We start from the raw sequence: 13501 nt of genomic DNA on the forward strand, positions 1-13501 counted from the left end.
TGACGGACGCCATCGGCAGGAACGTTCAGCTCGTCGGCGACGACCTGTTCGTCACCAACACCGAGCGCCTGTCGCAGGGCATCAAGACGGCGACGGCGAACGCGATCCTGGTCAAGGTCAACCAGATCGGCACGCTGACCGAGACGCTCGACGCGGTATCGATGGCCCAGCGCGCGGGCTACACGGCGGTGATGTCGCATCGCTCGGGCGAGACCGAGGACGCGACCATCGCCGACCTCGCGGTCGCCACCAACTGCGGCCAGATCAAGACCGGCTCGCTCTGCCGCTCCGACCGCCTCGCCAAGTACAACCAGCTCATCCGCATCGAGGGCGAGCTCGGCGACGTCGCGCGCTATGCCGGCCGCAGCATCCTGCGCGGCGACCGCGCGGTGTAAGCCGCCTGCGCACACCCCTTGTCATCCCGGCCGAGCGCGGCGCGGCAGCGGCGCGCGAAGAGCCGGGACCCAGGGGCCAATTCTTCAGCGCTCGCGTTTGCTGCCATGGGTCCCGGCTCGGCGCTTGGCCGAGATGACAAGGGGAGGGAATGACTGCGCAGCCCTCCCCCAGCAGGGACATGCCGGAGCGGAACGGCGCTTTACCTCCTCTTAATGAGCCCGGTCCTATAGTTCACCTGTTCCCGGACCTCATAGCGCGTAACGTCGAACAACCGTGCTGCGTCAGCCCATATATGATTGGCGAGCCAGGCTGCGGCAGGCGCTGGTGTTGCTTCTCTGCCTAGGTTTGACGGCCTATTTCGCCTTTCACACTGTAAAGGGCCGCCATGGCCTCGAGGCGCGAGACAAACTGCTCGAGCGCGAAAGCGCTCTGCAGTTCGAGATCGAAAGCCTCGAGGCCGTGCGCACCAATCTCGCGCGCGACGTCGCGCTGCTCCGCCCCGATCTGCCCGATCCGGATTTCGTCGAAGAGATCGCACGCGAGGTGCTGGGCTTCGCCCACCCGCGCGACCGTGTGCTGATGGACGCTCCACCGTCCGGCTGACGCCACAACGCAACGACGATCCCCAGCGGCGACCGTCGCGCCGTCAAGCTGCCACAGGTGTAAGTCAGGAAGCGCACGCGCGAGTCTCCGGCGCTGCACCGCAACATGCGCGATGCTGGCCTGGAAGCGGTCTCGTCGTGTAGGTTTCGCAGTACGTCGGCAGACTGGCGGCCGGCCTGCGGCCCTACGGCGCGCCGCCGTGCGCCTTCCACATCACTTGAGGAGCGGAAATGACGGGAAGCCCCCCTGGTCCCACCGATGTCGAGAGCGTCCTGCTCTCGCCGGAAGAGGACATCGCGGCTTACCGCACGATGCTGCTCATCCGCCGCTTCGAGGAGAAGGCCGGCCAGCTCTACGCGCTGCAGGCCATCCACGGCCCTTGTCCGCTTTGCATCGGCCAGGAGGCGGCGATCGTCGGCATGATGATGGAAGCCCGCGCCACCGATCCCGTCATCACCGGATACCGCACGCATGGCGCGCTGCTCGCGCGCGGTGTCGACCCGCGCCGCGTGATGGCGGAGCTGACCGGCCGCAAGACCGGCCTCTCGAGCGGCAAGGGCGGCACGGTGCGCATGTTCGCACCCGAGCTTCGCTTCTACGGCGGACACGGCAGCGCCGGCCTCGGCGCACCCCTCGGCGCCGGGCTCGCCTTCGCCGCCCGCTACCGCGGCGACGACTCGGTCACGCTGTGCTTCTTCGGCGACGGCGCGGCGGCGCGCGGACGCGTGCTCGAGACCTACAAGGCGGCAGCCCGCTGGGCGCTGCCGATCGTATTCGTCGTCGACAACAACACGGCGGCGCCGGGCGCCAGCATCGTGCTCGGCTCCGTTCCCTCCGCGATCTCCGAGAGCGGCAAGCCGTTCGCCATCCCCGGCGAGCAGGTCGACGGCATCGACGTGCGCCGCGTGCGCGCTGCCGGGCGTCGCGCCATCGAGCGTGCGCGCCGCGGCGACGGGCCGACCGTTCTCGAGATGCTGACCTACCGCTACCGCGGGCACGGCGGCATCCCCGAGCAGACCGGCGGCGGCGCCGAGCGGCGCCTCGAGGACGCCGATCCCGTCTTCAAGATGCGCGCGCGCATTCTCGCCTCCGCGCTCATGAGCGAACGCGAGCTCAAGGCACTGGAGAAGGCGGTACGCGACACCGTGGTGGCGGCCGCGCAGGCCGCGCGCACCGCACCCGCGCCGGAGCGCGACGCCCTGCTGGCATCTCTCGAGGCTTGAGCGTCATGCGTCGCGAGATCCTCATGCCGACCGTCACGCCGTCGATGAAGGACGGCAAGATCTCGCGCTGGCACGTCGCGGAAGGGCAGGCCGTGGCCGCCGGCGATCTCCTGGTCGAGGTAGCGACATCCACGGCAACCTTCGAGATCGAGGCGGAGAACGAGGGACGCGTCGAGCGCATCCTGGTGCCGGCGGGCACCGAGGGCGTGAAGGTCAACACGCCGATCGCCATCCTGTTCGGCGGAGGCGAGGCGCGCACGCATACAGCGGCGCTGGCCCAGCCGCTCGGCTTCGCATCGCTCGAGCCCACCATGCGGCGGGATCCCCCACCGCGTCCGCAACGGCGCAGCACCGCGGCGCGGGTCGAGGATCAGGGTCCGAGCTACCGCGAGGCATTGCGCGATGCCCTCGCGGCTCAGATGCGGGCCGATCCGGACGTGTTTCTGATCGGCGTCGACGTGGCGCAGAACCGCGGCGCGCCGCGCGTCGCGCAAGGCCTGCTCGACGAGTTCGGACCGGCGCGCGTGGTGTCCGTGCCGACGCTCGACGAGGCCTTGTTCGGCATCGCGGTCGGTGCCGCCTTTGCCGGCCTGAAGCCGGTGGTGGAGGTCCCCGCCTGGGGACGCGTGATGGAGGCACTCGCGCCCGCGCTCGCCAGCGCGGCGCAGACGTTCTACCTCTCCAACGGACGGCTTCCGGTGCCGATCGTCATCCGCGGGCCGAACGGGTTCTCCCAAGGCATGACCGGTGAGGACGCGCGCTGCGTCGCCGCAACGCTGGCACAGATTCCGGGGCTCAAGGTTGTCCAGCCCGCAACGGCCTCCACGGCCGGCGCACTGCTCGGAGCCGCGATCCGCGATCCCGGCCCGGTCGCCGTGCTCGAGCACGAGCAGCTCTACCCCGTCCGCGAGGCGCCGACGGAGGCAGGCATCGGCGGGCTTGGCGTCGCGCGCCTGGCGCGCACCGGAACGGACGTGACCATCGCCGCCGCTGGCCACGCCCTCACCGTTGCGCTCGAGGCAGCAAACGCGCTGAGCCGGAACGGCATCGAGGCCGAGGTGGTGGACCTGATGTGCCTGAGGCCGCTCGATCGCGAGACGGTTGCGGCGTCCGTCGCGCACACCGGCCGCCTGGTCACCGTCGAGGACGGATGGGGCGACCTCGGCATCGGCGCCGAGATCGTGGCCTCCGTCGTCGCGCGCGGCCTCCAGGGCCTCAGGAGCGCCCCGCTCCGCATCGCGGGAACGCCCGTGCCCATGCCTTACGCGGCCGAGCTGCAGGCCCTGGCCCTGCCGACCGACGAGCAGGTGACGCGCGCGGTCTCCGCCATGGTCCGCGGCGCCTGAGTCCTCAGTTTCATCAATTTCTCTGCGCACCGCGCGCGTTAGCGAACGACTCACGCCAGAGGCTCAGGCAGGTGAGTCGCGTCTACCGGCCGCTTCGCCTTGAGCCAAGGAAACACGGGGCGATGCACAATGTGGCGCCTCTGCAACGAGAGCAGGCTTTCCACTGATTCGGCCCTGTCAATTTGCTCAATGCACGGGCATTTTGAGGGGGGCTTCTTGTGACAGGCTCGGAGTCGACCGTAGACCAGAAACACGTACAGGCAACACATGCCGTGGAAGTACGTCACGGGGGACACCATGCATAAATCATCAGCGACACTCGCCTCAGCCGCCTTGAGCGCACTGCTGCTCGCCGGATGCTCGTCGAGTGGCGGGCTGTTCAGCGGCAATCCGCTCACGACGCAGTCGATCTCCACGTCGCCCACGGGCACGGCCACCACCACCGCTGCCGCGCCGAAGATCGATCCCGCCTGCTACGCGCTGGCGCAGCGCATCGAAACGCTGCGTGCGGACGGCCTGACGGAGCGCCTGGAGAAGGCATCGGTCGGCAAGTCGTCTACCGTCCAGGTGAAGCGCACGTCGCTCGCGCAGGCGGCCGATCTGGACAAGGCCAACGCCGAGTTCCAGGCCAGGTGCTCGACGCTCGGCCCGCGCACGGCGCAGGGAGCGCCGGCCGTCAATTCGGCACAGGTCGTGTCCGCGACGAGCACGTCGGGCGGCGCGGCGGTCGCTCCGCCGGTTGTCGTCCAGCGCCCATAGCCTGAAGCACGACGCGAACGGCTGAGCCGGACGCAAGCACCGCGGCACGCGATCGCGCATGGATGAGCCATGGACCCGCGCACGTTCCCCCGTGCGCGCGGGCCGCGGGAGAGCCTTGCCGGCAGCGGGCGAAGACCTTACAGGTTCGTAAGCTGCTGCATCGCGGCCACACTTTCGCGCGAATGGCCTGACAAGAGCGTCGAGGGGTTCAACAATTGCGGCGAAAAATCTAACGTAATGCGTCGATTTTGCTTCGAAAGGGCTTCCGGATCATGACTGTGAGGGCGCGCGGCGGCGCATTTCGTCTTGCTCTGCTAGGCGTCGCCGGCACGGCCGTTTTGGTCGGCGGTTGCGCCTCCGGAGGCGGCAGCGGGCCAACCAGCAAGGCCCTGGCCAACGGCGAGACGTGCGGCTCTATCAAATCGCAGCTCAACAAGCTCGATGCGCGCGGCGTCCCGTCCTCTGTGCAGGCGCAGGCCGCCGGCAAGAAGATCAGCGCCCAGCAGAAGGCCGACGCCGACCTCTACAACCGTCTCCTCAACGACTATCTCGGTGCACGCTGCCACGTCTGAGGCGCCCCCCGCTGTCGCCAAGGCGCAATAGCCGCCGTCTCTCGTTCGCGCTAGTCTCCGCCCCGCCGCGTCTCGATGAGACCGGGCGCATGAAGCCCGGCCGCGGAGCAGAGGCATTTCTAGGGGAGCCGACGATGGACTACGTGCAATTCGCGAGCGACAACAAGACCTGGATCATCATGATCGTGAACGGCCTGATCGCGGGCTGGCTGGCGGGTCTCCTGCTCGGCGGCGGCGGGCTGATCCGCAACCTGCTGGTAGGCCTGATCGGCGCCGTGGTCGGCGGCTACCTGGTGGCGGCCGGTCTGCTCACGCTGCCCTACGACTTCGACTCCTACCTGCCCTACGGCAACCAGATCGCGGTTTCGACGGTCGGTGCGCTGCTGGTCGTCATCGTGGCCCGCTTCCTGGGCGGACGTTGAGGCGCAGTAGGCACCCCGCCCCGCTTGGTCTAAGCTGACGTACATGGTCACGCTCATCGACATGCGGCCGCGAGGCGAGCGCCCGCGCCATCCCGAGAAGGCACACCGGCCCGATCAGCCGATGCTGCCGAAGCCGCCGTGGATTCGCGTGCGCTCGCCCGGCTCCGAGGGCTTTTTCGCCACCCGCGCCATCGTCCGCGCCCATGGCCTCGCCACCGTCTGCGAGGAGGCCGGCTGCCCCAACATCGGCGAGTGCTGGCAGCAGCGCCACGCCACCATGATGATCATGGGCGAGATCTGCACGCGCGCGTGCGCGTTCTGCAACGTGACGACGGGCCGGCCGCTGCCGCTCGACGCCAACGAGCCGCAACGCGTGGCGGAGGCGGTGGCCGCGCTGGGCCTGCAGCATGTCGTCATCACCTCCGTCGACCGCGACGACCTCGACGACGGCGGCGCGGCGCACTTCGCGGCCGTGATCGAGACGGTGCACGCCACCTCGCCCGAGACGAGCATCGAGGTGCTGATCCCGGACTTCCTGCGCAAGGAGCGCGGCCTCGAGCGCGTTGCCGCCGCGCGCCCCGACGTGCTGAACCACAATCTCGAGACGGTGCCGTCGCTCTACGTGCGCATCCGCCCTGGCGCGCGCTACTTCCATTCGCTCAGGCTCCTGCAGCAGGCCAAGGAGATCGACCCGTCGCTGTTCACCAAGTCCGGCCTCATGGTCGGCCTCGGCGAGACGCGCGACGAGATCCTGCAGGTCATGGACGACCTGCGCTCGGCAGACGTGGACTTCCTGACCATCGGCCAGTTCCTCGCGCCCTCGCGCAAGCACGCGGAGGTGAAGCGCTACATGCCGCCCGACGAGTTCGCGGAGCTGAAGCGCATTGCGCTGGCCAAGGGCTTCCTGTTGGTCTCCGCGAGCCCGATGACGCGCTCGTCCTATCATGCGGACGACGACTTCCGCCGCCTCAAGGCCGCGCGCGTGGCCGCGCTCGCCTCCAGATCCTAGGTCCTCCCATTGCCGAGCTTCCGCACCGTCCGGCACGTCCCCTTCACGCCGCGCGAGATGTTCGACGTCGTGGCCGACGTCGAGCGCTACCCTGAGTTCCTGCCGCTGTGCGAGGGGCTCGTCGTCACCGAACGCAAGACAGGCGAGCGGGGCACCGAGCTCACGGCGACCATGACCGTCGGCTATAAGTCGATCACCGAGCGCTTCACGACGCACGTAACCCTTGATCCTGAAGCGGGCCGCATCAAAGTCCGCCACCTCGACGGGCCGTTCAGCCACCTCGAGAACGACTGGCGTTTCGTGCCGTCGGGGACCGGCTGCGAGGTCCACTTCGCGATCGACTACGCCTTTCGCTCGGCGATGCTGTCGCTGATCGTCGGCGCCGCCTTCGACAAGGCTGTGCGCAGCTACACGGAAGCCTTCGAGGCCCGCGCCCGCACCCTCTACGGCTCCCGCGCCGGCGCGTGATGGCGAGCGTCCCTACTAGGAGCCGTCACCCCGGCGAAGGCCGGGGTCCAGACACGCTTCAGCAACGCAACGCTGTGGGAACGCCCGCCCGCGCGAGCACAATCAGTTGATGGCCTTGTCGCGGTTGCGAACCGTTGCGATGCCGGTAGCGCTGTCCAGACCCTTGACGCCCGAAAGCCGCGCGCTGTCGAGATCGGCGTGGCTCAAGTCCGCGCCTGTGAGATCGGCACCCGTCAGATCCGCATGCGAGAGGTCGGCGTTCTTGAGCACCGCCCCCTTGAGATTGGTGCCCTTGAGGTTGGCGAAGCGCAGCGACACATGCGTGAGATTGGCCCCCGAAAGGTCGGCGGCGCTCATGTCCGCCGAGTCGAGCCGCGAGCGCCACAGCATCTCGATGAAGCCGGTGTCGTTGTGGGGCGCGAGCGTCGCACCCGCCATGCGCGCACCCGCGAAGCTGCCGCCGCTGAAGACGCCGAACAGCCGCGCGCGGGTGAGGTCGGCCCCGGTGAAGCTCGGCGCCTCGCCGCGGATGGTCTCGAACGACGAGGTCGTGGTCGGGCGCAGAAGGCTCGCCCCCGCGAGCTTGGCACGATCGAAGCGCGCGCCGATGGCGACGACACGGTCCAGCATGGCGCCGCTGAGGTCCACTTCGGTCAGGTCGGCGCCACTGAGATCGGCGCCGAACAGATTGGCTTCCGAAAGGCGCGCCTTCTTGAACTGGAGCCCGGCGAGATCGAGGCCCGCGAGGTCACGCTTGCTGAAATCGAGGGGCGCGTCCTCGCTCGCCTTGTAAAGCTCCTCCGTCACCTGGCGCGCGGTGAGATCCGCCGCCAGGGTAGGTTGCGTCGCCATGAAAGCGAGCGCCGCGAGCAGGGCAGGGCGTAGAATGCGAGCCAAGCGAGAGCCTCTATGGGTTCAGAGCCAACCTGCCGCGCCAGCGTAACGGGTATGCGCACCGAGATCCATCAGGCTTGCGCGACCGGCAACCTGCACGCCCAAGACCGGCACGGCGTCAGGCCGCGAGCGCGCTCTCCAGCATCTTGAGGGCTTCGGCCACCGTGCGCTGGCGCACCTCGGAGCGGCCGGGAGCGCCGAAGCGGAACTCGCGACTGACCGGCGGCTTCCCGGGCACCGCGAGCCCGATGTAGACGAGGCCGACCGGCTTGTTCTCGGTGCCGCCATCCGGACCCGCGATGCCCGTCACGGCAACCGCCACGTCCGCCGCGGAAGCCCGGCGCGCGCCAGCCGCCATGGCCTCGGCCACCTCCGGACTCACGGCCCCATGGCGCAGCAGAACCTCGAAGTCGACGTTCAGCGCACCGACCTTGGCGGCATTCGAATAGGTGACGAACCCGCGCTCGTAGACGTCGGACGCCCCGGCGATCTCGGTGAACAGCGCAGAGATGAGGCCGCCCGTGCAACTCTCGGCGGTCGCCAGTTTCCAGTCACGGGCGCGCAAGGCGGCCAGAAGCCGTTCAGCGTTCGAGATGAGGTCGTCTGAGAACATGACGAGATGGCCCTAGAGACGAGAGATGGAAGGATACTGACGCCTCAACGCATGTCTCCTAAAACAGTTCGAGGCGCACCTTGCGGAGCGCCTCGCAAATTCGCCGGCAGTCGCCGAAGTGCAACGCCCGGACGCGTCAGTCCGCGATCAGCTGCTCGGCGACGCGCAGGAGCTCGTCGAGCTTGGCGCGTGTATCGACGCCCATGGTGGCGACGGAGCGGGCCTGGGCCGCCTGCCATACCGGGAAGGCGTCCTTGAGCACGACCTGACCTTTGGACGTAAGATGGAGGCCGCGGCCGCGGCGGCCGGCAGGCGGATCCATGATGATCATGCCGAGCGCGAGCAGGCGCTTCAGGTTGCGCGAGAGTGTCGACTTCTCGATGTCGAGCTCATGTCCGATCTCGACCGCCGTGATGCCGTCGCGCGAGGCGAGCTGAGCCAGCAGCGTGTACTGGCTCGCCGTGATGCCGAGCGGACGCATGGCGTCGTCGTAGAGCCGCGTAATGATGCGCGAGAGCTGACGAACGCGGGTTGCGAGACACGTGGCCGCCGTCGTTTCGGCGATGTCCGTGATGTTGGCGCCGCCGGTGTCACCGGTCTGAGGACGCTCGAGCGTGTGCATCAGGTTCATGGAGTTGGTTCCCCGCGAATCGCTTTTGGTCATACAACCACCTTGGCTTGTGATGCCGCGATTCTGCCAGGGGGGTCAACGCAGGGCAGGACCGGATGTGAGGAAAAGACGACCGCCGTCAGGCCGGCAGCAGCACGGTGGCCGTGGCGAGCGCGGCGAGCCCTTCCTTGCGGCCCGTGAAGCCGAGACGCTCCGTGGTCGTTGCTTTGATGCCGACGCGCGTCGCGTCGATACCGAGCATGGCGGCCACGGCCTCCCGCATGGCGTCGCGGTGGGGACCGATGCGGGGCGCCTCGCAGAGGATCGTGAGATCGACGTTGACGATGCGGCCCCCGCGGGCCGCGATGCGCCGCGCCGCATCCTCTGCGAAAAGGCGCGACGGCGCGCCTTTCCAGGCCGGATCCGAGGGCGGGAAGTGCTGGCCGATATCCCCGTCGCCGATGGCACCGAGCAGGGCGTCGGTCAGCGCGTGCAGCGGCGCGTCGGCGTCCGAATGGCCCTCGAGGCCCTGGTCGTGCGGGATGCGCACCCCCGCCAGCCAGACATGATCGCCGGCACAGAAGGCGTGGACGTCAAATCCCGTGCCCGTGCGCGGCTCGAAGGCCGGCGTGGCAGGTTTCAGAAGCTGCTCGGCCATGGCCATGTCCTCCGCCGTGGTGATCTTGAAATTGCGCGCCGACCCGGCCACCAGCGCTACCGAGAGGCCCGCCCATTCGGCGATGGCGGCATCGTCCGTGAAGTCGTCCCGCCCTTCGGCGGCCGCGCGCGTATGCGCATCGTGAATCGCGCCGAAACGGAACCCCTGCGGCGTCTGGGCCTTCCAGAGGCCGGCACGTGCAACCGTGGCCCCAATGACGCCGCCACCGCCGTCGCGCTTCAGCGTATCGGCCAGCGGCTCGGCGGCGATGGCCCCGTCGTGGGTTCCGAGCGCCGCGAGCACGCGCGCGACCACCTCCAAGGTGACGAACGGCCGGGCGGCGTCGTGGATCAGCACGCGGTCGGGCCGCGCAGCCGCAAGCGCCTCGAGGCCAAGGCGGACCGACTCCTGCCGCGTGGCACCGCCGGGCACGGGCGGCGTGAGCCGCGACGAGCCCGCCGGCAGGGCCGCCTCGTAGAGGCCCCGATCGTCGGGATGAATGACGACGGTGATGATGTCGATCGCCGGGCACGCTTCGAAGGCCGCCACGGCGTGGGCAAGCAGCGGACGTCCCCCCAAAAGCGCATATTGCTTGGGCATTTGCGGCCCGGATGCGGAACCGACACGGCCCGCTCGGGCTCCGCGGCCGGCGGCGACGATCAAAGCGGCTGCAGTCACAATGAGGTCCGATGCAAGAGATGAGATCCGCGCCGACTTAGCCTGTGGCGCGGCAATTCGGCAATTGCCTGCGCGCGCTTCACACTTGCGCAACCTTCTGAGCCAGAATATTGTGCCTAAATCCAAGGCACCGCGCCAGTGTGCTCAAGATGTAGGCAGCCACAGGGGTTCTGGCTTTTGACCCGGCTCAAAATCGGCCCACAAATTCCTGCGAATTCAGTGTTTCTTGCGCCGATGACCGGCGTGAGCGACCTGCCGTTCCGTCGCCTGGCCCATGCCCTTGGCGCCGGCCTCGTTGTCTCCGAGATGGTGGCGAGCGCCGAGCTGGTCCAGAAGCGGGCAGACGTGATGCGCCGGGCGGAAGGCCGCGGCCTGACGCCGTTTGTCATGCAACTTGTCGGCTGCGAGGCACGCTGGATGGCGGAGGGCGCGCGCATCGCCGAGGCCAACGGCGCCGACATCATCGACATCAACATGGGCTGCCCCGCGCGCGAGGTGACCGGTAAGGCGTCCGGCTCTGCGCTGATGCGCGACCTCGACCACGCGCTTTCCCTGATCGAGGCCGTGGTCGGCGCCGTCTCGGTGCCTGTGACGCTCAAGATGCGGCTTGGCTGGGACGATCGCTCGCGCAACGCCCCCGAGCTCGCGCGCCGCGCCGAGGCCGCCGGCATCCGGATGCTGACCGTGCACGGGCGCACGCGCCAGCAGTTCTTCAAGGGCACGGCCGACTGGTCCGCCGTACGCGCGGTGAAGGAGGCAGTGCAGATCCCGGTCATCGTCAACGGCGACATCGCGACCGTTTCCGACGCGCGCTCCGCGCTCGCGGCGTCCGGCGCCGACGGCGTCATGATCGGGCGCGCGGCCTACGGCGCCCCATGGCTGCTCGGACGCATCGCGGCCGCGCTCGCCGCCGCGGATGCCGACGCCGAGGCGCCGTCGCTCGCGGAGCAGGGGCGCATCGCGCGCGGGCACGTGGAGGCGATGCTCGCCCACTACGGCGACTTCCTCGGCCTGCGCAACGCGCGCAAGCACATCGGCTGGTACATCGAGACGAGCGGTCATCGCGCGCCTCAGCGCAAGGCCTGGCGCCAGCGCCTGTGCACGGAGGACAACCCCGTGCGCGCGCTCGCGCTTCTCGAGGCGTTCTATACCGACGCGCCCGAGAGCGACGTGCTGGGGCGGGACGCGTTCGTGTTGGAGAGAGCTGCGTGAGCAAGAGAGCCGCCGAGCGTCCGATCCCCATCCGCAAGCCGGTCGTGGAGCACGACCTCCTGCTCGCCGCGCTGCCGCACCCAATTCTGGTGATCGGCGACCACAACCAGATCGTCTACGGCAACGCCGCCGCGGAGGTATTCCTGTCGACCAGCGCGCCGATGATGACGCGGCTCAGACTCGACGACGTGGTCGCCTTCGGCTGTCCGTTGCTGGCGCTGGTGGATCAGGTGCGCGAGAGCGGCTCCACCGTCAACGAGTACGGCGTCGAGATGGCGAGCCCCAAGTTCACGGCCCCGAAGCTCGTCGACGTCTTTGCCGGACCGATGAACGAAGGCCAGCCCCTGGTCGTGGTCATGCTGCAGCAGCGCAGCATGGCGCAGATGATCGAGCGCCAGCTCACTCACCGGGCGGCCGCACGCTCCGTCTCGGGCATGGCCGCCGTGCTCGCCCACGAGATCAAGAACCCGCTATCGGGCATCAAGGGCGCGGCCCAACTCCTCGAGCAGAACCTGTCGGACGAGGACCGCGCGCTCTCCCAGCTCATCTGCTCCGAGACCGAGCGCATCCGCACCCTCGTCAACCGCATGGAGGTGTTCGGCGACGAGCGGCCGCTGACCAAGGAGCCGGTCAACATCCACGACGTGCTGAACCACGTGCGCCGCCTCGCCGAGACGGGCTTCGCACGCGGCGTGCGCATCATCGAGGACTACGATCCGTCGCTGCCGCCCATCCCCGGCAACCGCGACAAGCTCGTGCAGGCGTTCCTGAACCTGATCAAGAACGCCGCCGAGGCCATCGGCGACAACAGGGACGGGCAGGGCCGCATCATCATGCAGACGTCCTTCCGCCCCGGCGTGCGGCTTTCCGTGCCGGGCGCGGACGCGCGCATCACGCTTCCGCTCATGATCCAGGTCGAGGACAACGGCTCCGGCGTCCCCGACCATCTGAAGCCGCACCTCTTCGATCCCTTCGTCACCACCAAGCACAACGGCACCGGTCTCGGCCTCGCGTTGGTCGCCAAGATCATCGGCGATCACGGCGGCATCATCGAGTGCGACAGCGAGGCCAACCGCACCGTGTTCCGCGTTCTCCTGCCGATGCAAGACCAGAGCCCCAAGGCCGGCCCGTTCCGACGGCCGGTACCCATCAACGACAGGAGCAGGTAGACCATGGCCCGCGGCACCATCCTCATCGCGGACGACGATACCGCCATTCGCACCGTGTTGAATCAGGCGCTGGCGCGGGCGGGCTATGCACCGCGCGCGACCGGCAACGCGGCCACCCTCTGGCGCTGGGTGAGCCAGGGCGAAGGCGACGTCGTGATCACCGACGTGGTCATGCCCGACGAGAACGCCTTCGACCTCATCCCGCGCATCAAGAAGGTGCGCCCCGAGCTTCCGATCATCGTCATGAGCGCCCAGAACACGCTGATGACCGCGCTGACGGCGGCCGAGAAGGGCGCCTACGAATACCTGCCGAAACCGTTCGACCTCTCCGAGGTGGTGGCGGTCGTGAGCCGAGCGCTTGCGGGGCCGGGCCGGCGCCCGCGCGCCGCCACGACCGACATGGAGAGCGAGGAGCTGCCGCTGATCGGCCGCTCGCCGGCCATGCAGGAGATCTACCGCGCGCTGGCCCGGCTCACGCAGACCGACCTCACGGTGATGATCCAGGGCGAGAGCGGCACCGGCAAGGAGCTCGTCGCCCGCGTGCTGCACGACTACGGCAAGCGCCGGCAGGGTCCGTTCGTCGCGATCAACATGGCCGCGATCCCGCGCGAACTGATCGAGAGCGAACTCTTCGGCCACGAGAAGGGCGCGTTTACCGGCGCGCAGACCCGCACGCCAGGCCGCTTCGAGCAGGCCGAAGGCGGCACCTTGTTTCTAGATGAGATCTGCGACATGCCGATGGAGGCGCAGACTCGGCTTCTGCGCGTTCTCCAGCAGGGCGAATACACGACCGTCGGCGGTCGCACGCCGATCCGCACCGACGTCCGGATCGTCGCGGCAACCAACAAGGATCTCAAGCAGGCGATCAA

General features: G+C 68.8%; 15 protein-coding genes and 1 pseudogene. 12 read left to right on the forward strand and 4 right to left on the reverse strand.

What is annotated here, in order from left to right; genetic code table 11:
* From eno to IT540_RS03335, 9 genes and pseudogenes are all read left to right on the forward strand, one after another.
* Positions 1-395, forward strand: a pseudogene (eno, locus tag IT540_RS03295) (phosphopyruvate hydratase); the annotation flags it as partial.
* Positions 396-720: 325 nt separating this feature from the next.
* A complete protein-coding gene (locus IT540_RS03300) occupies positions 721-999 on the forward strand; it encodes a septum formation initiator family protein (protein WP_291173245.1) in 279 nt (92 codons plus the stop codon).
* Positions 1000-1229: 230 nt separating this feature from the next.
* Complete coding sequence (locus IT540_RS03305; protein ID WP_291173247.1) at positions 1230-2222, forward strand: thiamine pyrophosphate-dependent enzyme; 993 nt, start codon at positions 1230-1232, stop codon at positions 2220-2222.
* 5 nt (positions 2223-2227) lie between these two features.
* Complete coding sequence (locus IT540_RS03310) at positions 2228-3568, forward strand: transketolase C-terminal domain-containing protein (protein WP_291173250.1); 1341 nt, start codon at positions 2228-2230, stop codon at positions 3566-3568.
* Positions 3569-3865: 297 nt separating this feature from the next.
* Complete coding sequence (locus IT540_RS03315) at positions 3866-4327, forward strand: hypothetical protein (protein ID WP_291173253.1); 462 nt, start codon at positions 3866-3868, stop codon at positions 4325-4327.
* Between the two features lie 272 nt (positions 4328-4599).
* Complete coding sequence (locus IT540_RS03320) at positions 4600-4899, forward strand: hypothetical protein (protein WP_291173255.1); 300 nt, start codon at positions 4600-4602, stop codon at positions 4897-4899.
* A gap of 134 nt (positions 4900-5033) precedes the next feature.
* The gene (locus IT540_RS03325; protein ID WP_291173258.1) at positions 5034-5321 is read left to right on the forward strand and encodes a GlsB/YeaQ/YmgE family stress response membrane protein; all 288 of its coding nucleotides are present in this window, start codon (positions 5034-5036) and stop codon (positions 5319-5321) included.
* A gap of 43 nt (positions 5322-5364) precedes the next feature.
* Positions 5365-6330, forward strand: coding sequence for a lipoyl synthase (gene lipA, locus IT540_RS03330; protein WP_291173260.1), 966 nt, complete (start codon positions 5365-5367; stop codon positions 6328-6330).
* 9 nt (positions 6331-6339) lie between these two features.
* Entirely contained in the window at positions 6340-6798 is a 459-nt protein-coding gene (locus IT540_RS03335) for a type II toxin-antitoxin system RatA family toxin (RefSeq protein ID WP_291173263.1), read from the forward strand.
* Positions 6799-6900: 102 nt separating this feature from the next.
* Here the strand turns inward: IT540_RS03335 and IT540_RS03340 are convergent, their stop codons facing one another.
* The 4 genes from IT540_RS03340 to IT540_RS03355 form a co-directional block, all read right to left on the reverse strand.
* On the reverse strand, positions 6901-7695 hold the full coding sequence (locus IT540_RS03340) for a pentapeptide repeat-containing protein (RefSeq protein WP_291173266.1): 795 nt from the start codon (positions 7693-7695) through the stop codon (positions 6901-6903).
* Positions 7696-7810: 115 nt separating this feature from the next.
* On the reverse strand, positions 7811-8305 hold the full coding sequence (locus IT540_RS03345) for a CinA family protein (RefSeq protein WP_291173270.1): 495 nt from the start codon (positions 8303-8305) through the stop codon (positions 7811-7813).
* A gap of 136 nt (positions 8306-8441) precedes the next feature.
* Positions 8442-8969 carry a MarR family winged helix-turn-helix transcriptional regulator gene (locus IT540_RS03350; RefSeq protein WP_291173273.1) on the reverse strand — a complete coding sequence of 176 codons (528 nt, stop codon included), beginning with the start codon at positions 8967-8969 and terminating at the stop codon, positions 8442-8444.
* Between the two features lie 85 nt (positions 8970-9054).
* Complete coding sequence (locus tag IT540_RS03355; RefSeq protein ID WP_291173274.1) at positions 9055-10251, reverse strand: bifunctional 2-C-methyl-D-erythritol 4-phosphate cytidylyltransferase/2-C-methyl-D-erythritol 2,4-cyclodiphosphate synthase; 1197 nt, start codon at positions 10249-10251, stop codon at positions 9055-9057.
* 192 nt (positions 10252-10443) lie between these two features.
* On the opposite strand from IT540_RS03355, the gene dusB reads away from it, so the two are divergent.
* The 3 genes from dusB to IT540_RS03370 all read left to right on the forward strand — a co-directional run.
* Positions 10444-11463: a tRNA dihydrouridine synthase DusB gene (dusB, locus tag IT540_RS03360; RefSeq protein ID WP_291173281.1), complete on the forward strand. Its 1020-nt coding sequence runs from the start codon at positions 10444-10446 to the stop codon at positions 11461-11463.
* Entirely contained in the window at positions 11460-12632 is a 1173-nt protein-coding gene (locus tag IT540_RS03365; protein WP_291173276.1) for an ATP-binding protein, read from the forward strand. Before dusB ends, IT540_RS03365 begins: the two co-directional genes overlap by 4 nt.
* Before the next feature lie 3 nt (positions 12633-12635).
* The coding region (locus tag IT540_RS03370; RefSeq protein ID WP_291173279.1) for a sigma 54-interacting transcriptional regulator at positions 12636-13501 on the forward strand (866 nt) is incomplete at its 3' end.

Origin of the sequence: Hyphomicrobium sp. (assembly GCF_020852195.1) — a bacterium.
GTDB lineage: Bacteria > Pseudomonadota > Alphaproteobacteria > Rhizobiales > Hyphomicrobiaceae > Hyphomicrobium_C.